Raw genomic sequence first — 24,274 nt, 5'->3', positions numbered from 1 at the left:
TACCTGGTGGAGTCCGTGCGTGAGACTGCCTGGACTCTGGTGTTCTATCTCGCGAAGGCGGACGTGATGAGCTCGGACTGCTGCTCGGCGTGCCGCTTGCTCGAGCCGGTGGCCGGTGAGGCCGAAGCCTTGCGCGAGACCACCCGCAGCAGGCGGGTCTCGCCGAGTCCGGCGAGGGCCTGCGGCAGGTTGAGTGCGATGAACGGCCAGGCGCCCTGGTTGTTGGGCTCGTCCTGCACCCAGAGCACGTCGGCAGCGGGGTACTTCGCGAGCTCGGCCGCGATCTCCTTGGCCGGCAACGGAGCCAGCTGCTCGACCCGCACGATGGCGGTGGTGGTGTCACCCGCCTTCTCACGGGCGGCCTCGAGGTCGTAGACGACCTTGCCGCTGGCGAGCAGGACGCGGGTGACGGCGGCGGTGTCGAACGACGCGCGGTCGGGAATCACCGGACGGAAGGTGCCGTCGGTGAAGTCGGCCGGCATGCTGCTCGCCGCCTTGAGCCGCAGCATCGACTTCGGGGTGAAGACGATGAGCGGACGACGCGGACGGGCATAGGCCTGTCGGCGCAGCAGGTGGAAGTAGCTCGCGGGCGTCGACGGGTAGGCCACCGTCATGTTGTCCTCAGCGCACATCTGCAGGAAGCGCTCGATGCGGGCGGAGGAGTGGTCGGGGCCCTGGCCCTCGTAGCCGTGGGGGAGCAGCAGCACGACGGACGAGCGCTGGCCCCACTTCTGCTCGGAGGACGAGATGAACTCGTCGATGATCGTCTGGGCGCCGTTGAGGAAGTCGCCGAACTGCGCCTCCCACAGGACGAGGGCGTCGGGACGCTCGACGGAGTAGCCGTACTCGAACCCCATCGCCGCGAACTCGGACAGCAGCGAGTCGTAGACCCAGAACCGCGCCTGACCCTCGCCGAGGTAGAGCAGCGGGGTCCACTCCTCGGCGGTGTTCTTGTCGATGAGGACCGCGTGCCGCTGGACGAAGGTGCCGCGCCGACTGTCCTGACCGGCGAGACGCACCGGCGTGCCCTCCATGAGCAGCGACCCGAAGGCCAGCAGCTCACCGGTCGCCCAGTCGATGCCACCGTCGCGGGTCGACTGCGCGCGCTTCTCCATGGCCTGGAGCAGCTTGGGGTGCACCGTGAAGCCCTGCGGCGGGTTCACGAAGGCGTCGCCGATGTGGTGGAGCTGGTCCGCCGGGATGGCCGTCTGGTCGGCCGAGCGGGTGGCCTGGTCGGTGGCCTGCGCGGTCGGCGGCTCGAGGCCGGAGTGGCCCTCGGCGTCCGTGCCGGCCAGCGTGGCATCGGTGGAGTCGGCCGTGGCGGCCTCCTTGAGAGCGGCCTTGGTCTCGACGAACACCCTCTCGAGCTGCTGCTGGTAGTCGCGCAGCGCGGCCTCGGCCTCCTCCTGCCCGATGTCGCCGCGGCCGATGAGGGCCTCGGTGTAGAGCTTGCGGACCGAGCGCTTGGCCTCGATGAGGTTGTACATCAACGGCTGGGTCATCGAGGGGTCGTCTCCCTCGTTGTGACCGCGGCGGCGGTAGCACACCATGTCGATGACGACGTCCTTGTTGAACTCCTGCCGGAACTCGTAGGCGAGCTCGGCCACCCGGACACAGGCCTCGGGGTCGTCGCCGTTCACGTGGAAGATCGGAGCCTGGATCATCCGGGCCACGTCGGTCGAGTACGTGCTCGACCGGGACGCGCTCGGCGACGTCGTGAAGCCGACCTGGTTGTTGATGACCACGTGGATGGTGCCGCCGGTGCGGTAGCCGCGCAGCTGGGACAGGTTGAGCGTCTCGGCGACGACCCCCTGCCCGGCGAACGCCGCGTCGCCGTGCAGCAGCAGCGGCAGCACCGTGAAGTCCTCACCGGCAAGGTCGAGCCGGTCCTGCTTGGCCCGGGTGATGCCCTCGAGGACCGGGTTGACGGCCTCGAGGTGGGAGGGGTTGGCGGCGAGGTAGACCTTGGTCTTGTTGCCGTCCTCGGCGACGAACTCGCCCTCGGTGCCCAGGTGGTACTTCACGTCGCCGGAGCCCTGGACGGACTTGGGGTCCTGCTTGCCCTCGAACTCGCGGAAGATCTGGCCGTAGGACTTGCCCGCGATGTTGGCGAGCACGTTGAGGCGCCCACGGTGCGGCATACCGATGCAGACCTCGTCCATGGCGTCCGCGGCAGCCCGGCACAGGATGCGGTCGAGCAGCGCGATGACCGACTCGCCGCCCTCGAGGCTGAACCGCTTCTGGCCGACGAACTTGGTCTGCAGGAACGTCTCGAACGCCTCGGCGGCGTTGAGCCGGCGCAGGATGCGCAGCTGCTCGTCGGGGCCCGGCTTCGCGTAGCCGACCTCGATCTTGTCCTGCAGCCAGCGGCGCTGCTCGGGGTCCTGGATGTGCATGTACTCCGTGCCGATCGTGCGGCAGTAGGAGTCCCGCAGGATGCCCAGGATCTTGCGCAGCCGCAGCATCGGCGCACCGCCGAAGCCGCCGGTGGCGAAGTCGCGCTCGAGGTCCCACAGCGTCAGGCCGTGGCTGGTGACGTCGAGGTCGGGGTGACGGCGCTGGCGGTACTCCAACGGGTCGGTGTCAGCCATCAGGTGGCCCCGCACGCGGTAGGCGTGGATGAGCTCCTGCACGCGCGCGGTCTTGTTGACGTCGTCGTCGTGGTGGGTCGAGATGTCCTGGACCCAGCGCACCGGCTCGTAGGGCAGCCGCAGGCTCTCGAAGATCTCGTCGTAGAAGCCGTTCTCGCCGAGCAGCAGCTGGTGCACGATCCGCAGGAAGTCGCCGGACTGCGCGCCCTGGATGATGCGGTGGTCGTAGGTGCTGGTCAGCGTGATGATCTTGGAGACGGCGTTGCGGTTGATGGTCTCCTGGCTCGCGCCCTGCCACTCGGCGGGGTACTCGAGCGCACCGACACCGATGATCGCGCCCTGGCCGGCCATCAGGCGCGGGACCGAGTGGACGGTGCCGATGGTGCCGGGGTTGGTGAGGGTCAGCGTGGTGCCCTGGAAGTCCTCGACCGTGAGCTTGCCGCCCCGGGCCTTGCGGACGATGTCCTCGTAGGCGGTCCAGAAGTGCGCGAAGTCCATCGACTCGGCGGACTTGATGGAGGGGACGAGCAGCTGGCGCGTGCCGTCGGGCTTGGCCATGTCGATGGCGAGGCCGAGGTTGACGTGGCCCGGGACGACGAGCGCCGGCTTGCCGTTCTCCTCGGTGAACCCGTTGTTCATCTCGGGCATGTGGCCCAGCGCCTTGACCAGGGCGTAGCCGATGAGGTGGGTGAACGACACCTTGCCCCCGCGCGAGCGCTGCAGGTGGTTGTTGATGACGACGCGGTTGTCGATGAGCAGCTTGGCCGGCACTGCACGGACGCTCGTGGCGGTCGGGACCGTCAGCGAGGTCTCCATGTTGGTCACCGTGCGGGCGCTCGCGCCGCGCAACGGCCTGACCTCGTCCTGGTTGGTCGCCTTGGTCGCCTTGGGGGCTTCCGGCTCGCGGGGCTTGGGCGCCTCCTTCGTCGTGTCGACGGTGGCGGGGGCCTCGGCCCGGGCCGCGGGGGCGCGTGCGGGAGCCGGCGCGGTGGGCGCCGGCGTGGCCGCAGGAGCGGCGGCAGCGGCGGGAGCCTGGGCAGCGGGCGCGGTGGGAGCCTGGGCGGCGGGAGCCTGGGCAGCGGGCGCGGTGGGAACCTGGGCGGCGGGCGCCTGGGCGGCGGGTGCTGCCGGAGCCGACGCCGGGGTCCCGTTGGGCCCAGATCCGTTCGCGGTGTCGTCGCCCGGCTGGTAGCCCGCACCGGGCTGGTAGTCCTCGAACAGGGACCACCACACCTTGTCGACGGAGTTCTTGTCGTTCTTGTACTGCTCATACAGCTCGTCCACGAGCCACTCGTTCGGCCCGAAGGCCGACATGGGGTCGTTGGTCGGGGACTGGTCGGGCACGGCGGATACGCCTCTTTCGTAGCGTCGACAATGACGGGCAATGGGTGTTCCCCCGGGGGGCGGGCCCCGGGGGCACCSGGCCCCGCGGCATACCTGCGTGGTCTAGCTGATGTCGCTGCGGACCGTGCGCCAGGAGCCGAACCCGGCCAGCACCGCGGCGTAGGCGGCCAGCACGAGGGCACCGGCCCACCACGCGAGCGGCTTCACGGCGTTCTCCCCACCCTGGGTCACGCCGTTGACCATGGCCTGCGTGGCTGCGGACGGCAGGTACTGGACGATGTGGTCGCGACCCCAGTCCCAGAAGCTGAGCCCGAAGCCGGCCAGCGGCTCGACGATCCACGCGACGCCGATCGAGATCAGCAGGGCGGCGACCTGGTTGGGGATGAGGATTCCCGCCCCGAGTCCGATCAGCGCCCACAGCCCGAGGACCAGCAGGCTCAGGGCCAGCGTCCGGAAGACCCCACCGGTCGGGAACGGCGCGAATCCCCGGGCATTGAGCACGATGGCGCCGGCGATGATCGACCCGGCCAACGAGATGAGGCCGTAGATGGCGCCGATGCCCAGCAGCGCGATGACCTTGGCGCCCATCACCCTGGCCCGCTTGGGCGTGCCCAGGAACGTGCTGGTGATGGTCTTGTGGCGGTACTCGCTGCCGATCTGGAGGACGCCGATCGTCAGGGTGAGCAGGTAGCCGATGCTCAGGCCGCTGGTGTAGACGCTGTTGGCGATCTGCTCGGGCGTGCCCGTGGGCGGGCCCTGACCGGCCGGGACGCTGGGGTCGGGAGCCTGGGTGAACAGGAAGCCGAACAGCACGGCGAGGCCGGCTCCGGCGAGGAACATGGCGATGGCCAGGCCCCACCACATCCGGGTCGTGAAGAACTTGCGGAACTCTGCGCGGATCGCGGCGGTCATCCGTTCGCCCCTTCCTCTCCGGTGATGGCATCTCGCTCGGTCGCGGCGCCGTGTCCGATCGACGCGCCGTCGCCGAGGTTGCGGTTGGTGCCTTCGGTCAGCTCGAAGAACAGCGCCTCGAGGTCGGTCGTGGCCTGGCGGAGCTCGTAGACGGGGAGCCCGGCTCGCAGCGCCACGTCGCCGATGAGGCGCAGGTCGTGGGTCTCGGCGAGCAGGGCGCCGTCCTTGACCTCGCTGGTCACGTCGGCGACGCGCAAGGCTCCCGCGAGCGCGTCGAGGTCGGTGGTGCGCACGATCGCGTGGGCCTCGCCGTGCAGGTCCGCCATGGCGCCCTGCTTGACCAGCTTGCCGTTGTTGATGATGACCACGTCGTCGACCGTCTGCTCGACCTCCTGCAGCATGTGGCTGGAGATGAGCACGGTCTTGCCCTGGGCGGACAGGTGGCGCAGGAACCCGCGCAGCCACCGGATGCCCTCGGGGTCGAGGCCGTTGGCCGGCTCGTCGAGGATCAGCACCTGGGGGTCGCCGAGCATCGCGGCCGCGAGGCCGAGCCGCTGGCGCATGCCCATGGAGTAGCCGCCGGCCCGCTTGCGTGCCGCTGCCGGGATGCCGACGAGCTCGAGCATCTCGTCGACCCTCTGGGCCCCGACCCCGGCGGTGTCAGCCAGCACCCGCAGGTGGTCGCGTCCGGTGCGGCCGGGGTGGAAGTTGGTGGCCTCCAGCGCCGAGCCGACGACCGCCATCGGCTGGGTGATGTCGTGGTAGGCGAGGCCGCCGATCGTCGCCGCGCCGCTCGACGGCTTCACGAGGCCGAGCAGCATGCGCAGCGTGGTGGTCTTGCCCGCGCCGTTGGGCCCGAGGAAGCCGGTGATCCGGCCGGGCTCGACGCTGAAGGACAGGTTGTCGACGGCGGTGAAGGTGCCGAACCGCTTGGTCAGGTCGCGCACCTCGATGCGGGTGCCGTCGCTAGGCCTGCTCGCTGTGGTCGTGGTCATCGTTCCCCCGGGTTGAGTGGCATGCGCTCATCCTGCCAACTGACGTGGGGGGAGGGTCAACCGGGTTGTCGGGTCGACGCGCCGCCGGGCCCCGCGCCCCCGCGTGAGGTATGCCGCGGGGCCGGCCCCGCGGCATACCCCGCCGTCGCCGGCGAGTCGGCTGGGACGCGGCCCGGACCTTAGGATGTCCGCACTATGACCGAATGGTTGCTGGTCCTGACCGGCGTGGGTTTGACGATCGGCACAGCCATCTTCGTGGCCACGGAGTTCTCCCTGGTCGCCCTCGACCGGCCGACGGTGCAGAAGGCGGTGGACGCGGGGGACGCGCGAGCCGAGGTGGTCCTCGGGTCGCTGCGACGGCTCTCGACCCAGCTCTCGGCGGCCCAGGTCGGCATCACGCTGACCACGCTGGTCCTCGGGTTCCTCGCGACACCCTCGCTCGGTGCGCTGCTCGAGACGCCGCTGAGAGCCTTGGGGCTGAGCGGTTCGACGCTCGACTCGGTGGCCGCCGGACTGGCGCTGCTGATCGCGACGCTGTTCTCGATGGTGTTCGGTGAGCTGCTCCCGCAGTTCCTCGGCATCTCCGCGCCACTGGCCACGGCCAAGATCGTGGCGATGCCGGTGCGGGGGTTCGCGCTGGTGGCCCGCCCCCTGATCTTCGTGCTCAACGGCTCGGCCAACCTGTTCCTGCGCGCGCTGGGCATCACACCTCGCGAGGAGCTGTCCGGTGCCCGCACACCACAGGAGCTCGCATCGCTGGTGCGACGCTCCGCCCAGGCGGGGACGCTCGACCCGGGCACCGCGCGGCTGGTCACCAAGTCGCTGGACTTCGGTGAGCAGACCGCCGCCGACGTGATGAGCCCGAGGGCCAGGGCCTCGTCGATCGAGCGCACCGCCACCGCCGAGGACGTCGTGCGGCTGGCCCGGCGCACGGGCCACTCGCGTTTCCCCGTCACCGGCGAGGACTGGGACGACATCGACGGCGTCGTGCACGTCAAGCGCGCGATCGCCGTGCCCCACGAACGGCGTGACGACGTGCCCGTGTCGGCGCTGATGGTGCCGCCGCTGCTGGTGCCGGAGACGATCCGGCTCGACCCGTTGCTGCTGATGCTGCGCGAGCACGGACTCCAGCTGGCGATCGTCGTCGACGAGTACGGCGGTACGGCCGGCATCGTCACGTTGGAGGACGTCGTCGAGGAGATCGTCGGCGAGGTGTCCGACGAGCACGACGTCTTCCGCACGACCGGCCGCGAGTTCACCGACGGGTCGTGGACGGTGCCCGGGCTGTGGCGACCCGACGAGGTGCGCGAACGCCTGGGAGCGGTGGTCCCGGACGGACCTGCCTATGAGACGACCGGTGGCTTCGTGATGGCCGAGCTCGGCCGGATCCCCGCGGTCGGTGACACCGTCAGGATCCCCGGCTGGGAGATCACGGTCCTCGCCATGGACGGCATGCGGGCCGACCGGCTGCGGTTCGTCCCGCTGGCGACCACCGAGGGTGGTGCCGACGGCGAGGTCGAGGGCAGTGCCGACGGTGGCTCTCGCGGCGGGGCACGTCCGGTCGGCGACGGCCAGGTGGAGTCGTGAGCACCGGCGCCGTCTGGGTCACCATCCTGCTGCTCCTGCTGAACGCCTTCTTCGTGGGTGCGGAGTTCGCTGCGATGTCGGCTCGACGCTCCACCCTCGAACCCCTGGCCGCCTCGGGGTCGCGCCGGGCCCAGGTCTGCCTCGACGCCCTCGAGCAGATGGGATCGCTCCTGGCCTGTGCCCAGCTCGGCATCACGGTGTGCTCGGTGCTCCTGGGCGCCATCTCCGAGTCCGCCCTCCACCATGCCCTCGAACCCGTCGTCCACCACCTGTCCCTGCCCGACGGGGTCACCGACGGCGTGGCCCTCGCCCTGGCCCTGCTGGTCGTCGTCTACCTGCACGTTGTGGTCGGCGAGATGATCCCCAAGAACCTCGCGCTGGCCGGACCCGAGCGCTCGGCACTGATCCTCGTGCCCGTCCTGCTGTTCGTCACCAAGGCACTGCGTCCGATCATCTGGGTCATGGAGGCCATCGCGAAGTCGCTGGTGCGACTGTTCGGCGTGGAGCCCAAGGACGAGATCACGTCGGCGTTCACGGTCGAGGAGGTCGAGCACATCCTGGCCGAGAGCAGGCACGAGGGGCTGATCGAGGAGGGCCAGCACGGCCTGGTCGGCGCTGCCCTGGAGTTCAGCGACAAGGACGCGGTGGACGTCGCGGTGGCGCTGGACGACCTGGTGACGCTGCCGCTGACGGCAACCCCTGACGACGTCGAGCGACTCGTCGCCAAGCGGGGGTTCTCGCGCTACCCCCTGCTGAACCGGGCCGGAGAGCTCACCGGCTACCTCCACCTCAAGGACGTGCTCTACGCCGACGACACCGAACGCGACATCGCCGTCCCGGTGAAGCGGGTCCGCAAGCTCGCGACGGTGCAGGCCGCCGACGAGGTCGAGGAGGTGCTCCGCACGATGCAGCGCACCGGCGCGCACCTCGCGCGGGTGGTCGACCCAGAAGGCCGTGACATCGGTGTGGTCTTCCTCGAGGACGTCATCGAGGAGCTGGTCGGCGAGGTCACCGACGCCTCCCAACGCTGACCTCCACCTGCCCGGTCGAGTGGTCAGGAACTCACTCTCCTGAGCCGGTCGGCCGTCGATTTGTGGCCTCTCGCGAGGAGTCTGTGGATGACGAGGCACGAAGGCACGCGGCATACCGCACCCTGAACGCATGCCGCGCATCCCCATCCCCGTGGCCCTGCAGGGTGGAGCCTTCACGGTGGCGCAGGCCAGGGCGGCGGGCCTCGGGACGAGTCGCCTCGGAGGGCCGGACCTGAGTCGACCCACGCACGGGGTCCGCTCCCTGGCGACGCCCGAGACCTTCCGGGACCGGGTCGTCGCGACCCGGGTCGCGCTCCCCTCCGATGTTGCCTTCTCCCACCTCACGGCTGCCCGGTTGTGGGGGCTCCCTCTGCCGCGTGAGCTGGAGGACGGTCCGATCGACGCCATGCGGGCGACCTCGGTGGCGCGGGTCCGCCGGCGCGGCTGCGTCGGAAGGCGCGGATTGGAGTCCCGGGCGACCGCCAGGAACCACGGCCTGCTCCTCACCTCGCTCGAGGACACGTGGTGCGACGTGGGCGAGACCCTCGAGCTGGATGACCTGGTGGTGGTTGGCGACGCCGTGGCGCGGCGGCTCGCAGACGTGACGCCGCTGCGCGATGCGCTACTGCGGCGGGTACGGCCGAGGGGCGCCGTCGCGCTCAGGGCAGCCCTCGGACTGGTCCGGGTCGGCTCTGACTCACCCATGGAGTCCCGTTGTCGACTGGTCTTCCATCGGGCCGGCCTGCCGGAGCCGGAGCTCAACGCCGTGATCACCCACCCAGGTGGTGGCTTTCTGTGCCGGGCCGATTTCGTCTGGCGTGAGCGGCGCGTCCTGGCCGAGTACCAGGGCAGCGACCACTTCGAGTCGTTCCGCCGTGGAGATGACGACATCTCGCGACGGCTGCTGCTCGAGGACGACGGCTGGAAGTACGTGGAGATGACCAAGCGCGACTACTACAACGCAGCGAGACAGGCCGGGCTGCTGGCCAGGCTCGCGGCACACCTGGTCTGACGCGCGGGCCCATGACGAGAGGCCCGGAACTGACGTCCAGCGATGGGCTGGACATTCGTTCCGGGCCTCTCGACCTGTGTGCCCCCGGCAGGATTCGAACCTGCGCCACCGCCTCCGGAGGGCGGTGCTCTATCCCCTGAGCTACGGGGGCGGACACGTGCGCCCCGCGAGGGAGGCGCGAGCCGAGGTTAGCAGCCTAGGGTGGGCCCCATGGAACCAGGGGGACTGGTGTACGTCTGCGACGACACCGAGCAGATCAGGCGCCTCATCCGGGTCAACCTCGAGCTCGAGGGCTACGACGTCCGCGAGGCGGCTGACGGTGCGCAGCTGGTGGACGAGCTGCGCGCGCGCACCGACGTACCCGGAGTCATCACCCTCGATGCCCAGATGAGTCCTCGCGACGGCTGGTGGGCGATCTCCCAGATCCGCGCGGACCCCCGGCTGGCCAACGTCCCGGTGATCATGGTGACGGCTTCCGTCCAGCAGCACGACCGGGTGCAGGCCGAGGGGTCGGGGCTCGACGCGTTCGTGTCCAAACCCTTCGACCCGGACTACCTCATGAAGCTCGTCGGCGGCTTCATGGCCGAGGGCAGGGCACACCAGCCCGCGCCCTAGACTTGCCCGGGTGACTCCCGAAGAGCTCTCCGCAGCCATCCGCGCCGCCCTGGTCGAAGCCGTCGCCGCCGGCGACCTCCGCGTGGACGTGCCGGCGGAGGTTCGCGTGGAGCGACCCCGCAACCGCGACCACGGGGACTGGTCCACCAACATCGCGCTCCAGCTCGCCAAGGGCGCGGGTATGCCGCCGCGAGACGTGGCCACCCCGCTCGCCGAGCGCCTCGGCCAGGTGGCCGGCGTGAAGGCCGTCGACATCGCCGGCCCCGGTTTCCTCAACATCACGCTCGACGCGTCATCGGCCGGCGAGCTCGCCCGGTCCATCGTCGAGGCCGGTCAGGCCTACGGCCGCAACGACTCCGAGGCCGGCCACGTCATCAACCTCGAGTACATCTCGGCGAACCCCACGGGGCCGCTGCACCTCGGTCACACCCGCTGGGCCGCCCTCGGTGACTCGATGCACCGGCTGCTGCTGGCCTCCGGGGCCGACGTCAAGGCCGAGTACTACATCAACGACGCCGGCGCGCAGATGGACAAGTTCGCCGGGTCGGTGCTGGCGCGGGCCAAGGGGGAGCCGACCCCTGAGGGTGGCTATCCCGGCGCCTATGTCGACGACCTCGCCGCGCAGGTGCTCGCAGCCCAGCCGGACCTGCTCGAGCTGCCCGAGGACGAGGCGTTGGCCGTGACCCGGGCCGTGGCCTACCGGGCCCAGCTCAAGGACATCCAGGACACCCTCACCGACTTCGGCGTCACGTTCGACGTGTGGTTCTCCGAGGCCGAGCTGCACGCTTCGGGTGCGGTGGAGCGGGCAGTGGATCGCCTGCGCGAACAAGGGCACGTCTTCGACAAGGACGGTGCCATCTGGCTGCGCACCACCGACTTCGGCGACGACAAGGACCGCGTGCTGGTGCGCGCCAACGGCGAGCCCACGTACTTCGCCGCGGATGCCGCCTACTACCTGAGCAAGAAGGACCGCGGCTTCGACGAGAAGATCTACCTGCTGGGCGCCGACCACCACGGCTACATCAACCGGCTCAAGGCGATCGCGGCCTGCGCGGGCGACGACAAAGAGCACAACATCGAGGTCCAGATCGGCCAGCTGGTCAACCTCGGCGGCGCCAAGCTGTCCAAGCGGGCCGGCAACATCATCGAGCTGCGCGACCTGATCAACTGGATCGGGACCGACTCGATCCGCTACTCCCTCGCCCGCTACCCCGCCGACAGCCCGCTCTCGCTCGAGGGGGAGGAGCTGCGCAAGCAGACCAACGACAACCCCGTGTTCTACGTGCAGTACGCCCACGCCAGGACCTCCAACGTCGCGCGGCTCGCCAACGAGGACGGGGTGGTGCGGCAGGACGGGTTCGACCCGTCCCTGCTGACCGACCCGACCGAGGCGTCGCTGCTGGCGATCCTCGGCGACTTCCCGCGGGTCGTGGCCCATGCAGCCCACCTGCGTGAGCCGCACCGGGTCGCCCGCTACCTCGAGGACCTCGCGGGGCACTTCCACAAGTGGTACGACACGTGCCGCGTGCGGCCGATGACCGCCGACGAGGAGATCACCGACCTCCACCGCACCCGGCTGTGGCTCAACGACGCCACCCGCCAGGTCTTGGCCAACGGACTGGACCTCCTGGGGGTCTCCGCACCCGACAGGATGTAGCCCATGCGCGCTCACGAGGCTGGAGCCCTCCACGCCGAGGGATACGGCGGACCGCCGCACTGGCTGCCGTGGCCCACCGACGTCATGGAGCTGCTGCCGCAGCTCTGGCCACAGACGATCGGTCGTGATGCGCAGGGACGGCTGACCGTCGGGGGTCTCGACGTCGTGAGCATCGCGCGCGAGTTCGGCACCGCGGCATACGTCGTCGACGAGGAGGACTTCCGCGCCCGGGCGCGGGCCTTCCGCGACGAGTTCGCCGAGCCGTTCGCAGAGCTCGGCGGGGTCGACGTGTTCTATGCCGGCAAGGCGTTCCTGTGCACCGAGGTGGCACGGTGGGTGGCCGACGAGGGCCTGTGCCTCGACGTCTGCTCGGGTGGTGAGCTGGCGGTGGCGCAGCGGGCGGGCTTCCCCGCAGAGCGGATCGGGTTGCACGGCAACAACAAGTCGGTGGCCGAGATCCGCCAAGCACTGGACTACGGCGTGGGACGGATCGTCGTCGACTCCTTCGAGGAGATCGACCGCGTCGCGGACGTCGCCGGCGAGCTCGGCGTCCGGGCACCCGTCATGGTGCGCGTCACGGTCGGGGTCGAGGCGCACACCCACGAGTTCATCGCCACCGCCCACGAGGACCAGAAGTTCGGCTTCTCCCTGGCCGGTGGCAAGGCCGCCGAGGCGGTCAGCCGCATCCTCGCGCACGGCGACCGGCTCGAGCTCCTGGGACTGCACTCCCACATCGGCAGCCAGATCTTCGACACCGCAGGCTTCGAGGTCTCGGCCCGGCGCCTGATCGGGTTGCATGCCGAGGTGGCGAGAGAGCACGGCCTCCACCTGCCCGAGCTGGACCTCGGTGGCGGCTACGGGATCGCGTACACCACCGAACACACCCCGCTGTCACCCCGCGAGCTGGGTGAACAGATGGCCGACCTCGTCCGGCGCGAGCTCAAGGCGGTCGGCGACGGGAGTCCTGACACCCCCACGCCGAGGATCTCGATCGAACCGGGACGCGCCATCGTGGGCCCGAGCACCTTCACGCTCTACGAGGTCGGCACGGTCAAGGACGTCGATCTCGGCGGGGGGATGGCCCGCACGTACGTCTCGGTCGACGGCGGGATGAGCGACAACATCCGGACCGCCCTCTATGACGCCGACTACTCCTGCACGCTGGCCAGCCGCCGCTCGGACGCCGCGCCACGGCTTGCCCGCGTGGTCGGCAAGCACTGCGAGAGCGGCGACATCGTCGTCATGGACGAGTACCTGCCTGACGACATCACCGCGGGCGACCTGATCGCCGTCCCCGGCACGGGCGCCTACTGCCGCTCCATGGCCAGCCAGTACAACCACACCCCGCGACCCCCGGTGGTCGCCGTCCGCGACGGTCGGGCCCGGGTCCTCGTCCGCCGCGAGACCGTGGAGGATCTGCTGGCGCTGGACGTTGGCTGACGAAGGATTGGCGCGGATGGACGCGGCAGCGACAGTTCGTCCGGATGACGGAACAATGAGCGTCCACACCGTGGACACCGGCACGATGGCCGGGATCCGGGCACGATGGCCTGGATCCAGCAGCAGGCCCACCAGGGCGCGAGGAGCACGCAGTGAGGGAAGTCAGCGTGAGTGAGAGCGAGCAGGCAACGGCCGAGCGGCCGCTGAGGGTGGCACTGCTCGGGTGCGGTGTCGTCGGCTCGTCCGTGGCCCGGATGCTCACGCAGCACTCCGACGACCTCGCGGCCCGTGTGGGTCGGCCCCTCGAGCTGATCGGCATCGCGGTGCGCCGGGCCGGCAAGGACCGCTCCGACCTGCCCGTCGATCCCGCCCTCTTCACGACCGACGCCGAGTCGATCATCACCTCCGCCGACATCGTCATCGAGGTGATCGGGGGCATCGAGCCGGCCAGGACCCTCATCGAGCTGGCCATGAAGAACGGCGCCTCCGTGGTGTCCGCCAACAAGGCGCTGCTGGCCGAGGCGGGTCCCGCCCTGTACGCCGCCGCGGCAGAGCACGGCGTCGACCTCTACTACGAGGCCGCGGTCGCCGGGGCCATCCCGATCCTGCGGCCGATCCGCGAGTCGCTCGCCGGCGACGACGTGCGCAAGGTGCTCGGCATCGTCAACGGCACCACCAACTACGTCCTCGACAAGATGGACTCGACGGGCATGGGGTTTGCCGAGGCCGTCGAGCAGGCACAGGCGCTCGGCTATGCCGAGGCCGACCCGACAGCCGACGTCGAGGGCTTCGACGCCGCCGCCAAGGCCGCCATCCTCGCCTCACTCGCCTTCCACACGCGCGTCTCCAGCGACCAGGTCTACCGCGAGGGGATCACCGAGGTGTCCGCTGCGGACATCCAGGCCGCACGCGAGATGGACTGTGTCGTCAAGCTTCTCGCGATCTGCGAGCGCACCGAGGTCGTCGGCGCCGACGGCAGGCTCGCGCCCGGCGTCAGCGTCCGGGTGCACCCGGCCATGATCCCTCGGTCGCACCCCCTCGGCGGGGTGCGCGATGCCTTCAACGCGGTCTTCGTGGAGGCCGATGCGGCCGGCCAGCTGATGTTCTACGGCAAGGGTGCCGGAGGTGACCCCACCGCCAGCGCCGTGCTCGGTGACGTGGTCGCCGTGGCCCGGCACCGCGTCGGCGGCGGCCGTGGCCCCGGCGAGTCGGCCTACGCCGACCTGCCCGTGCTCGACATGGGTCAGGCCCTCACGAGGTACCACATCAGCCTCGACGTGGCAGACCGCCCGGGCGTCCTCGCCCAGGTCGCGACGGCGTTCGCCGAGCACGGCGTGTCGATCGAGACGGTCCGCCAGCACCTCATCGCCGCCGACCCGGACAGCCCCGACGGCGACGCCGCCGAGACCCGCGCCAACCTCATCGTCGTGACGCACATCGCCCCGGACGCCGCCCTCGCGGCGACCGTCGAGGCCCTCGCCGGGCTCGACACCGTCCGCGAGGTCGTGTCGGTCATGCGGGTCGAGGGGGAGTGATGGCCGGGCTGTGGCGCGGGGTGATCCGCGAGTATGCCGACCGGTTGCCGATGCTCCAGGGCGCACCTGTGGTGACGCTCCAGGAGGGCGGCACGCCGCTGATCCCCGCGGAGCACCTGTCCGAGCTCACCGGGGCACAGGTCTTCGTGAAGTACGAGGGACTGAACCCGACGGGGTCCTTCAAGGACCGGGGGATGACGGCGGCGATCTCGCTGGCCGCAAAGCACGGCGCCAAGGCCGTGATCTGCGCATCGACCGGCAACACCAGCGCCAGCGCGGCGGCCTATGCCACCAAGGCGGGCATGGCCTGCGCGGTGCTCGTCCCCGACGGCAAGATCGCCATGGGCAAGCTCAGCCAGGCGATCGCGCACGGCGCGACCCTGCTCCAGGTGGACGGCAACTTCGACGACTGCCTCACGCTGGCTCGCAAGCTGGCCGAGTCCTATCCCGTCGAGCTGGTCAACTCGGTCAACCCGGCGCGGATCGAGGGCCAGAAGACCGCCTCCTTCGAGGTCGTGGACGCGCTCGGCGACGCCCCCGACATCCACTGCCTCCCGGTGGGCAACGCGGGCAACATCACCGCCTACTGGAAGGGCTACCGCGAGTACCACCTCAGCAGCGAGCAGCCCGGCCCGGCCTCGAGGCTCCCGCAGATGTGGGGCTTCCAGGCAGCCGGTGCCGCACCCATCGTCCTGGGACACCCCGTCGACGACCCCGACACGATCGCCACGGCGATCCGCATCGGCAACCCCGCCTCGTGGAAGCAGGCCGAGGCCGCCCGCGACGAGTCCGGCGGCCGGATCGAGTCCGTCACGGACGAGCAGATCCTCACCGCGCACCGGATCCTCTCGGCGCGCGAGGGGATCTTCGTCGAGCCCGGCTCGGCGGCGTCGGTCGCCGGCCTCCTGCAGGCTGCCGAGGCGGGACACGTCCCCGCCGGTGCAACGATCGTCTGCACGGTCACCGGGCACGGGTTGAAGGATCCGCAGTGGGCGCTCAGGAACGCCGACGGCTCCGACGTCACCCCGACGCGGGTGCCGGTGGACGCCTTCACGGCCGCGCAGGCCCTGGGGCTGCAGGACTGATGGGCGAGCTCCTCGCCGGCAGCTCCGTGCAGGTGCGGGTGCCGGCCAGCAGCGCGAACCTGGGGCCGGGATTCGACTCGGTCGGGCTGGCCCTCGGACTCTGGGACACCTGCGTCGCGACCGTGACCGACGAGCCCGGCGTGCGGATCGACGTCGACGGGGAGGGGGCCGACGAGGTCCCCCGCGATGCCAGCCACCTGGTCGTCCGCGCCATGGTGCGGGCGTGGGAGGAGCTCGGCACCCAGCCTGCCGCCGGACTGCACCTGGAGTGTCGCAACGAGGTGCCGCACGGCCGCGGACTGGGGTCCTCCGCCACGGCGATCGTGACCGGAATCGTTGCGGCACAAGCACTTCACGACGTATGCCGCGGGGTCACCGATCCGCTCGACCTCACCTTCACCAACGACCTGGCGGCCCGCCTCGAAGGGCACCCGGACAACTCGTCGGCGTCGGTGTACGGAGGTCTCACGCTGTCCTGGGCCGACTCGCCCGAGGGCGGCACCCAGACCCTTCGCCTCCAGCCCCATCGCGACGTGCGTGCGCTGGTGCTCGTCCCGGCGGCCCAGCTGTCCACCGCGAAGGCACGGTCGGTCCTGCCGACCCACATCCGGCACGGTGACGCCGCCCTGAACTCGGCCCGCGCGGCCCTGCTCGTCCAGGCGTTGACCAGCCAGCCGGCATACCTGCTGGCGGCCACCCGGGAGTGGCTGCACCAGGAGGCGCGCAGGGACTCCTTCCCGGCGTCCATGGCCGTCGTCGACGAGCTGCGCGACCGCGGCCACGCAGCCGTGATCTCGGGGGCCGGACCCTCGGTGCTCGTCCTCACCACCGACGACCAGGTGTCCGCCATCGCCGGGGAGGCTGGCGACTCGTGGAAGGTCCTCGACCCGGGCATCCCGGAGACAGGTGCGCAGGTCAGGCGCCTGCGACACGGAGGGGACATTCTGGGCAGTCGGGACTGACGCAAGCGCCAACGGTGTTACATTGGGTGCGCACTCGCAGCCGATGCCTCCTCTTGCGCATCCAGCAGCGAACTGCACCCACCACATGTCGGCGGCCTTCGTGCTGCCACGCCTCCCTGTGCTGCATGTGGCTCCATCGGTCAGCACTTCTGACCCAAGCACCGGTCCGGGATCTGAACACCGGACCGCGAACGAGGGGGAAGGATCCTTCGTGACAGACACCACCACTCTCGACTCTGCGGGTACGCAGGACGAGAAGCCGCGCCGCTCCGGCGCACTGAGCACCATGAAGGTTGCCGAGCTCCAGGGCCTGGCCGCCAGCATGGGCATCACCGGCACCGCCAAGATGCGCAAGGGTGACCTCGTCACCGCCATCAAGGACCGCCAGTCCGGAGCAGGAGCGCCGGCACGCCGGGCCGCCCCGCAGCAGGAGCGTCCGGCCCGGGCCGAAGCGCCCGCCACCGACCAGCAGACCGGCAGTGAGCAGCAGTCAGGGCAGGAGTCGGGCCCGCAGTCCCGCGCCGAGCGCGGCGACCGTGCCGAGCGCGGCGACCGCGCCGACCGTGCCGAGCAGGGCGACCGCGCCGAGCGCGGCGAGCAGGGCGACCGAGCCGAGCGCGGCGAGCAGGGCGACCGGGGGGAGCGCCCCCAGGGCGAGCGCCCGAACCGCAACCGGGCCGACCGGGCAGCGCGCCTGCAGGCTCAGCGCCAGAACCGCGAAGGCGCGCGCGACGGCGACCAGCAGGACCGTGGACCGGACCGCGACCAGCAGGACCGTGGACCGGACCGCGACCAGGTGGGCCGCGACCAGAACCGGGACCAGAACCGCGACCAGAACCGGGACCAGAACCGGGACGCCGCACAGACCCGCGACAACCGCGACGACCGCTTCCAGGGCGACCGGCGCGAGCGTCAGCAGGCCGACCGGCAGAACCGCGACGACCGTTTCCAGGGCGACCGGGACAACCGCGACGACCGCGACGACCGGGGTGGCCGCCAGCAGGGCGGGGCGGCCGGTCAGGGCCAGCAGGGCGGCCAGCGCAACCAGGGTCAGCAGGGCCAGCAGGGCCAGCAGGACCAGCAGGGCTACGACGACGACGGCGACGGCCGCGGCGGACGTCGCCGCAACCGCAACCGGAACCGCAGCCGTGACAAGCGCGGGCAGCGCGGCGACTACGGCAGCGACTACGAGAACGAGCCGATGGTAGAGGAGGACGACGTCCTCGTGCCCGTCGCGGGCATCCTCGACGTGCTCGACAACTACGCCTTCGTCCGCACCTCCGGCTACCTGCCGGGCCCCGGCGACGTCTACGTCCCGCTCGGCATGGTCAAGAAGAACGGCATGCGCAAGGGTGACGCGGTCACCGGTGCCGTGAAGGCCCAGCGCGAGGACTCCCAGCAGAACCAGCGGCAGAAGTTCAACGCCCTGGTGCGCCTCGACACCGTCAACGGGATGACCCCCGACGATGCCCGCAAGCGGGTCGAGTTCGGCAAGCTCACGCCGCTGTACCCCCAGCAGCGCCTGCGCCTCGAGACCGAGCCGGGCATCCTCACCACCCGCGTGATCGACCTCGTCGCGCCGATCGGCAAGGGCCAGCGCGGCCTCATCGTCGCCCCGGCGAAGGCCGGCAAGACGATGGTCATGCAGGCCATCGCGAACGCCATCACGACGAACAACCCCGAGTGCCACCTGATGGTCGTGCTCGTGGACGAGCGTCCCGAGGAAGTCACCGACATGCAGCGCGCGGTCAAGGGTGAGGTCATCTCCTCGACCTTCGACCGGCCGGCCGAGGACCACACGACGGTCGCCGAGCTCGCGATCGAGCGGGCCAAGCGTCTCGTCGAGATGGGCCACGACGTGGTCGTGCTGCTCGACTCGATCACCAAGCTGGGTCGCGCCTACAACCTCTCCGCCCCGGCGAGCGGGCGCATCCTGTCCGGTGGTGTCGACTCCGCGGCGCTCTACCCGCCGAAGAAGTTCTTCGGGGCCGCGCGCAACATCGAGAACGGCGGGTCCCTGACAATCCTCGCGACCGCCCTCGTCGAGACCGGGTCCCGCATGGACGAGGTCATCTTCGAGGAGTTCAAGGGCACCGGGAACATGGAGCTCAAGCTCGACCGTGGCCTGGCCAACCGCCGGATCTTCCCAGCGGTCGACATCAACAACTCGGGCACCCGCAAGGAGGAGATCCTCCTGTCGGGCGACGAGCTCAAGATCATGTGGAAGCTCCGGAGGGTCCTGGCCGCGCTCGACCAGCAGCAGGGGATCGAGCTCCTGATCGACCGGCTCAAGAAGACCAAGAGCAACATGGAGTTCCTCATCCAGGTCCAGCAGAACTCGTCCATCCGCCTGGATGACGGCGACAAGGACTGACTCCGACCGGACTTGTCGGCGGCGACAGCCGGCCTGACAACCGGCACGACAACGGGCTGGGGTCCGCCACCAGGTGGTGTCGGACCCCAGTTGCGTGTCGCACGGCCTAGCATGGGTACGCGAACCACCAACTGCACGACGACCGAAGGGAATGGCAGTGACCGCGGCAGAGGCAATCCGAGTGCTCGTCGCTGACGACGACCCGGATATTCGCGATCTCGTCGAGTTCAAACTCACCCAAGCCGGTTATGCCGTGCAGGCTGTTCCAGACGGACTGAGCGCCTGGGAGGCGTTCCAGGCGGAGGCGCCCGCGCTCGTCATCCTCGACGTGATGATGCCCGGCCTCTCGGGCATCGACGTGCTGCGCAAGATCCGGGACAGCGGTGCCGCCACCGTCCCGGTCCTGTTGCTCAGCGCGAAGTCGCGAGACAGCGACGTCGACACCGGCTTCGCCGTCGGCGCCGACGACTATGTCATCAAGCCGTTCAGTCCACGAGAGCTGTTGCACCGGGTCAACGGGATCCTGGCGCGCGTCCGGTGACCCGGCACGACCTGCTGTGGGCCTCCTCAGCTCTGGTCCTGCTGGCCTGTCTTGCCCTGGTGCTGCTCATCGTGCTCACCAAGGTGTCGCGCACCGTCCGCGAGCGACGCACCGCGGAGCTCGTCGCACCCCATCGTGCGCACCTGCTCGCTGTCGCCTCCGGTGAGGACGATGACGGGAGCCATCGTGACGCCCTCATGGAGGTGGACGGTCCCGCCCGCGAGGCAGTGGATGACGTCGTCCTCGAGCTCCTGGGCAAGGTGCGCGGGGTCCCGGCCGAGGAGCTGGCGTCGGTGCTCCTCGTCCATGGCGCCGTAGACCGCGCACCCCACGACCTGCGCGACCGCAGCACCCTGCGTCGGGCACGCGCGGCGCACATCCTCGGCCTGTGCCATGTGGGCACCGCGCTGCCGCTGCTCGTCCAGGCGCTCGGCGACCCCGCGCCGGAGGTCCGCGTCGCCGCCACCAGGGCCCTGGGTCGGCTCGGCGAGCCGACGGCGTCGGCCGCCCTGCTCGTGGCCGTCGGGGCCGAGCGCGTGGTCCCCGCCGGGCCCGCTGCTGACGCCCTCGAAGGAATGGGGGTCGGCATCTCCGGGTCGCTGGTGAACGCCCTGTCGGCGAGCAGCCCGACCACTCGCACGGTCGCGGCATACCTCAGCGGAGAGGGCAGCTTCTCGCGGTCCCTGGACGCGCTGCGCGTCGCCCTGGCGAGCGACGACGACCACACCGTGCGTGAGGCGGCGGCGGTCGCCCTCGGACGGATGGGCCGGGCCGAGGACGTGGCGGGGCTCCTGCGCCAGACCGCAGCGGACCGGCCACGATCACTGCGTCGGGCTTGCGCCGCGGCCCTGGGTGAGCTCGGCGAACCCTCTGCCGTCGACGGCCTGGGCGAGCTGCTGGGCGACCCGGATCCGCGGTTGGCCGAGATGGCGGCCACCTCGCTCCTTGCCCTGGGCCCGGCCGGGCGTGCCGTGCTCGAGTCGGCGCCGACCAACGCGTCTGTCGAGACGGCACTGGCCCTGGCCCGCCTGAAGGGGAGCGCGGCGTGAGCTGGGAGGGCTCCGTCGACGGCCTCCGGGCCGCGGTGGTCTGGGTGATGGACTTCAGCTCGGTGCCGATCCTCGTCTACTTCGCGGTCATCAACCTCTCCTACCTCCTGCTGATCGTCCTGGCCAGCATCGACTTCCGGGCCCAGCACCGCCGTCGCGAGGCCGTGGTCGAGACCTTCGGTGGTGCGCTGACCCCGGGGGTCTCACTCCTCGTGCCGGCCCACAACGAGGAGATGGGCATCGTGACCTCGGTGCAGGCGCTGCTCTCGCTGCGCTATCCCCGGCACGAGGTGGTCGTCGTCGACGACGGCAGCTCCGACGCGACCTTCGAGCGACTGCGCGCGGCCTTCGACCTGGTCCCCATCCCGCGCGAGATCCCGCAGGACGTCCCGATCCGGGCCCGGATCATCGACGTGCACGTGCCCCGTGACGGTCGGACCCGGCTGCTCGTGGTGCGCAAGGAGAACTCCGGCCGGTCCGAGGCGATCAACGTCGCCCTCAACGCGGCCACCGAACCACTCGTCGCCATGATCGACGCCGACTCGATCCTCGAGCCCGACGCCCTGCTCCGGGTGACCCAGCCGTTCGCCGACGACCCCATCCGCATGGTGGCAGCGGGGGGTGCCATCCGGCCCGTCAACGGCAGTCGGGTCGTCTCCGGGCGCATCGTCAAGGTCCAGATGCCGAAGCCGTGGCTGGCCCGCATCCAGGTGGTCGAGTACCTCCGCGCGTTCCTGCTCGGCCGGACCGGGTGGTCGCGTTTCGGGGCCCTCATCCTGATCAGCGGGGCGTTCGGCCTGTTCCGCCGCGACGTCGTCGTCGAGGTCGGTGGGCTCGACCCCGACAGCATCGGTGAGGACTTCGAGCTGGTCCTGCGCATCCATCGCAAGCTGCACGACGAGAAGCGCGACTACCGCGTCGGGTTCGTCCCGGAGCCGGTCCTGTGGACCGAGGTCCCCTCCACCTTCTCGGTGCTGCGCAACCAACGGCGACGCTGGCACCGCGGGCTGTGGGAGACGCTGTGGGCCTACCGCGGCATGCTGCTGCGGCCCCGCTACGGCAAGGTCGGCCTGATCGCGTTGCCCTACTACTGGGTCTTCGAGCTCTTCGCCCCGCTGCTGGAGTTCTTCGGCATCATCATCGTGCCGCTCGCGCTGGTCCTCGGCGTGGTCAACATCCCCTACGCGCTGCTGTTCCTCGCGCTGGCCTACGGTCTCGCGGTCCTCGTGACGCTGTCGGCCATGGCCGCCGAGGAGTGGTCGTTCCACCGTCACGAACGGTGGCGCGACCTCGGGCTCACCCTGGTCGCGTCGGTGCTGGAGAACGTCGGCTACCGCCAGCTCACCGTGTGGTGGCGCCTCGAGGGCTGGTGGGCGAGCTTGCGGCGCAAGAAGCAGGTGTGGGGTGTGATGACCCGCACCGGCTTCGGCGAGGCGGGCGAGTGACCAAGCTCGGCAGCCGTTCGGTCTCCGGACAGCTCAGGGTCCTCGGGCTCTCGCTGGTCCTGTTGTTCCCCATCGTCGCGATCGCGTCGCTCTCGAACATCACCAGCCAGAGTCGCGACGTCCAGGCGCTGACGCTGTCCTACGGCCCCGCCTTCGACGCCAACAACGCCGTCCTCATCGAGATGACCGAGGCCAACGCCGGGTGGAGCCAGCTGATCGGCGGCTCCGCCCCGCTGACGCGCTACGACCTCAAGCGCGACCCGGTCTCCTCGGACCTCGCCACCATCGAACGCGCCCTGAGGTCACCGACGATCCGCGCCGAGACCCGCTCGAGGTATGCCGCGTTGCTGGGCACCCAGCGCGCTGCCGTCGACGCGTGGTTCAAGGCGGCGCGGGCAGCCGAGGTCGGCGCGCAGGGCACCCCGTCGGCGCGCAGCGTCCTCGAGGCCGACGCGATCGACCGGTTCCGGCAGTTCCGCGCCAGCAACCGGGGTCTGCACGAGGCAATCCGACTCGAGCGGGACGCGGCTCGGGAGGGCGCGCGGGACTCGGTCCAGAGGATCGTGGCGATCGCGGCCGGCACCATGGTGCTGGCCATGGCCATCGTGCTCGGTGGGTGGCGGCTGCTGGAGCGATCGGTCAGCGGCCCGCTGGAGCGGTTGCGATCGGTCGTCGAGCGCCAGCGTGACGGTGACCGCGACGCCCTGGCCGACGTCGAAACCGGCGCCGCGGAAGTTCGCGGGCTGGCTGCCGACTTCAACGGCCTGACCCGCTCCAACCAGGTGCTCCAGGAGCAGCAGTCGGTCGTCCTGCTCGCCCACCAGCTGGTGCTCGACGTCGCCCGGGTGGTGCACGGGGCGCCGGACATCGACTCCGCCCTGCACACCGTCTGCGCGATGCTCGGGCAGGGCCTGTCCGTCGACCGGATCATGCTCTACACCCACGACGAGTCGGGGGTGATCGACCAGCGGACCCAGTGGCACCGCGACGACCTGCCCGACCTCGGGGCGCTGCCACCATCACTCGCCGGCGAGGTCAAGGAAGTCGGGGACGAGCTGCGCCGCGAAGCCACCGTGTTCGTCCTCTCGGACTTCCTCCACGCGGAGGTCCAGACGCAGGACCGCGCCGGGCGGTTCTACCGCGCCACCGGCGCCAAGTCGCTCCTCATGGTGCCCGTGGGCATCGGCGAGCAGGGCCTGGGCGTGTTGTCCCTGATGACCGTCGACACCCCGAGGCGCTGGCGCCGCTACGAGATCCAGGCCGTCCAGCAGTGTGCGGGCTACGTCGCCCAGTCCATCGTCGACCTTCGGCTGCGCGAGATGCGCGAGGCGCAGGTCGACCAGCTCACCGCACTCGACCGCCAGAAGACCGACTTCATGGCCACCGTGTCGCACGAGCTGCGGACCCCGCTGACCTCCATCAACGGCTACCTCGAGCTCCTCGAGGACGGTGACTTCGGTGACCTCTCCACGCGACAACGTGGTGCCCTCGACATCATCGGACGCAACGCCAACCGGTTGCGGGGCCTCATCGAGGACCTCCTCGTGCTCAACAAGATCGAGGCCACCGGGTTGCAGTCCTCGGTCGAGGAAGTCGCCGTGGACGAGCTCGTGGCGGACGTTGCCGACATGCTGCGCCCCGTGGCCGACGCGGCCGGCGTCACGCTGGTCGTCGAACCCATCGACCCCCAACTCCTGATCCGGGTCGACCGGGGTCAGCTGGAGCGCAGTCTCATCAACCTCGGGTCGAACGCGGTCAAGTTCACCAGGTCCGGCGGGCAGGCAACCATCGGCGCAGCGGAAGCCAACGGTCGCGTCGTCGTCACGGTGGCCGACACCGGCATCGGCATCCCCGAGGGGGACCTGCCGCAGCTGTTCGGCCGCTTCTTCCGCGCCTCGAACGCCACAGCCGCCGCCATCCCCGGCACGGGTCTGGGCCTGGCAATCGTGCGGGCCATCGTCGAGGGCCACGGTGGCGAGCTGTCCATCGACTCGGTCGAGGGCGAGGGGACCGTCATCCGGGTGGCCCTGCCGACGGGGAATGTCGGCACCCTGTCCACCGTTTAGGAGATGTGCGCCGCTCTCTGGCACACTTGACTG

Annotated in this window: 17 protein-coding genes and 1 tRNA gene; 14 read left to right on the top strand and 4 right to left on the bottom strand. The window is 70.5% G+C overall.

The annotated features are described in order from the left end of the window. Window positions 1–44: 44 nt before the first annotated feature. The 3 genes from AC1DS4_RS09475 to AC1DS4_RS09465 form a co-directional block, all read right to left on the bottom strand. A complete protein-coding gene (locus AC1DS4_RS09475; protein WP_477646026.1) occupies window positions 45–3,935 on the bottom strand; it encodes a multifunctional oxoglutarate decarboxylase/oxoglutarate dehydrogenase thiamine pyrophosphate-binding subunit/dihydrolipoyllysine-residue succinyltransferase subunit in 3,891 nt (1,296 codons plus the stop codon). Between the two features lie 102 nt (window positions 3,936–4,037). Beyond that, window positions 4,038–4,847 carry an ABC transporter permease gene (locus tag AC1DS4_RS09470; protein ID WP_477615605.1) on the bottom strand — a complete coding sequence of 270 codons (810 nt, stop codon included), beginning with the start codon at window positions 4,845–4,847 and terminating at the stop codon, window positions 4,038–4,040. Continuing rightward, window positions 4,844–5,842, bottom strand: a complete 999-nt coding sequence (locus AC1DS4_RS09465; protein WP_477632765.1) for an ABC transporter ATP-binding protein — start codon at window positions 5,840–5,842, stop codon at window positions 4,844–4,846. The genes AC1DS4_RS09470 and AC1DS4_RS09465 overlap by 4 nt, the downstream gene beginning before the upstream one ends. Window positions 5,843–6,037: 195 nt before the next feature. On the opposite strand from AC1DS4_RS09465, the gene AC1DS4_RS09460 reads away from it, so the two are divergent. The 3 genes from AC1DS4_RS09460 (at window position 6,038) to AC1DS4_RS09450 (ending at window position 9,472) form a co-directional block, all read left to right on the top strand. Next, window positions 6,038–7,429 (top strand): hemolysin family protein, encoded by a 1,392-nt coding sequence (locus AC1DS4_RS09460; RefSeq protein WP_477623278.1) that lies wholly within the window; start codon window positions 6,038–6,040, stop codon window positions 7,427–7,429. Next, on the top strand, window positions 7,426–8,460 hold the full coding sequence (locus AC1DS4_RS09455) for a hemolysin family protein (protein ID WP_477632764.1): 1,035 nt from the start codon (window positions 7,426–7,428) through the stop codon (window positions 8,458–8,460). Before AC1DS4_RS09460 ends, AC1DS4_RS09455 begins: the two co-directional genes overlap by 4 nt. A 130-nt stretch (window positions 8,461–8,590) precedes the next feature. Further along, window positions 8,591–9,472, top strand: a complete 882-nt coding sequence (locus AC1DS4_RS09450) for a hypothetical protein (RefSeq protein ID WP_477623279.1) — start codon at window positions 8,591–8,593, stop codon at window positions 9,470–9,472. A 79-nt stretch (window positions 9,473–9,551) separates the two neighbouring features. Here AC1DS4_RS09450 and AC1DS4_RS09445 read toward each other — a convergent pair. Next, window positions 9,552–9,623: transfer RNA gene (locus AC1DS4_RS09445), tRNA-Arg, on the bottom strand. 59 nt (window positions 9,624–9,682) lie between these two features. Between AC1DS4_RS09445 and AC1DS4_RS09440 the strand changes: the two genes are divergently transcribed. The 11 genes from AC1DS4_RS09440 to AC1DS4_RS09390 all read left to right on the top strand — a co-directional run bounded on the left by AC1DS4_RS09440 (window position 9,683) and on the right by AC1DS4_RS09390 (window position 24,241). Then, on the top strand, window positions 9,683–10,087 hold the full coding sequence (locus AC1DS4_RS09440) for a response regulator (protein WP_477615600.1): 405 nt from the start codon (window positions 9,683–9,685) through the stop codon (window positions 10,085–10,087). A 10-nt stretch (window positions 10,088–10,097) separates the two neighbouring features. Then, on the top strand, window positions 10,098–11,744 hold the full coding sequence (argS, locus tag AC1DS4_RS09435; RefSeq protein ID WP_477632763.1) for an arginine--tRNA ligase: 1,647 nt from the start codon (window positions 10,098–10,100) through the stop codon (window positions 11,742–11,744). A gap of 3 nt (window positions 11,745–11,747) precedes the next feature. Beyond that, on the top strand, window positions 11,748–13,184 hold the full coding sequence (gene lysA / locus AC1DS4_RS09430) for a diaminopimelate decarboxylase (protein ID WP_477615598.1): 1,437 nt from the start codon (window positions 11,748–11,750) through the stop codon (window positions 13,182–13,184). Window positions 13,185–13,351: 167 nt separating this feature from the next. Then, window positions 13,352–14,719, top strand: coding sequence for a homoserine dehydrogenase (locus AC1DS4_RS09425; protein WP_477615597.1), 1,368 nt, complete (start codon window positions 13,352–13,354; stop codon window positions 14,717–14,719). Then, on the top strand, window positions 14,719–15,804 hold the full coding sequence (gene thrC, locus AC1DS4_RS09420; RefSeq protein ID WP_477632762.1) for a threonine synthase: 1,086 nt from the start codon (window positions 14,719–14,721) through the stop codon (window positions 15,802–15,804). Before AC1DS4_RS09425 ends, thrC begins: the two co-directional genes overlap by 1 nt. Continuing rightward, window positions 15,804–16,766: a homoserine kinase gene (thrB, locus tag AC1DS4_RS09415; protein WP_477632761.1), complete on the top strand. Its 963-nt coding sequence runs from the start codon at window positions 15,804–15,806 to the stop codon at window positions 16,764–16,766. Before thrC ends, thrB begins: the two co-directional genes overlap by 1 nt. A 286-nt stretch (window positions 16,767–17,052) precedes the next feature. Then, window positions 17,053–19,140 carry a transcription termination factor Rho gene (gene rho / locus AC1DS4_RS09410; RefSeq protein WP_477632771.1) on the top strand — a complete coding sequence of 696 codons (2,088 nt, stop codon included), beginning with the start codon at window positions 17,053–17,055 and terminating at the stop codon, window positions 19,138–19,140. Between the two features lie 157 nt (window positions 19,141–19,297). Beyond that, entirely contained in the window at window positions 19,298–19,681 is a 384-nt protein-coding gene (locus tag AC1DS4_RS09405) for a response regulator transcription factor (RefSeq protein ID WP_477615594.1), read from the top strand. After that, window positions 19,678–20,730: a HEAT repeat domain-containing protein gene (locus tag AC1DS4_RS09400; RefSeq protein ID WP_477615593.1), complete on the top strand. Its 1,053-nt coding sequence runs from the start codon at window positions 19,678–19,680 to the stop codon at window positions 20,728–20,730. The genes AC1DS4_RS09405 and AC1DS4_RS09400 overlap by 4 nt, the downstream gene beginning before the upstream one ends. After that, entirely contained in the window at window positions 20,727–22,175 is a 1,449-nt protein-coding gene (locus AC1DS4_RS09395; protein WP_477615592.1) for a glycosyltransferase family 2 protein, read from the top strand. Before AC1DS4_RS09400 ends, AC1DS4_RS09395 begins: the two co-directional genes overlap by 4 nt. Further along, on the top strand, window positions 22,172–24,241 hold the full coding sequence (locus AC1DS4_RS09390) for a sensor histidine kinase (RefSeq protein WP_477632760.1): 2,070 nt from the start codon (window positions 22,172–22,174) through the stop codon (window positions 24,239–24,241). Before AC1DS4_RS09395 ends, AC1DS4_RS09390 begins: the two co-directional genes overlap by 4 nt. Window positions 24,242–24,274 lie beyond the last annotated feature (33 nt).

The sequence above is a fragment of the Pedococcus sp. P3_C7 genome, from assembly GCF_056402615.1.
The sequence above is the reverse complement of the archived record's forward strand: the minus strand, read 5'-3'. Positions and strand labels throughout refer to the sequence as shown.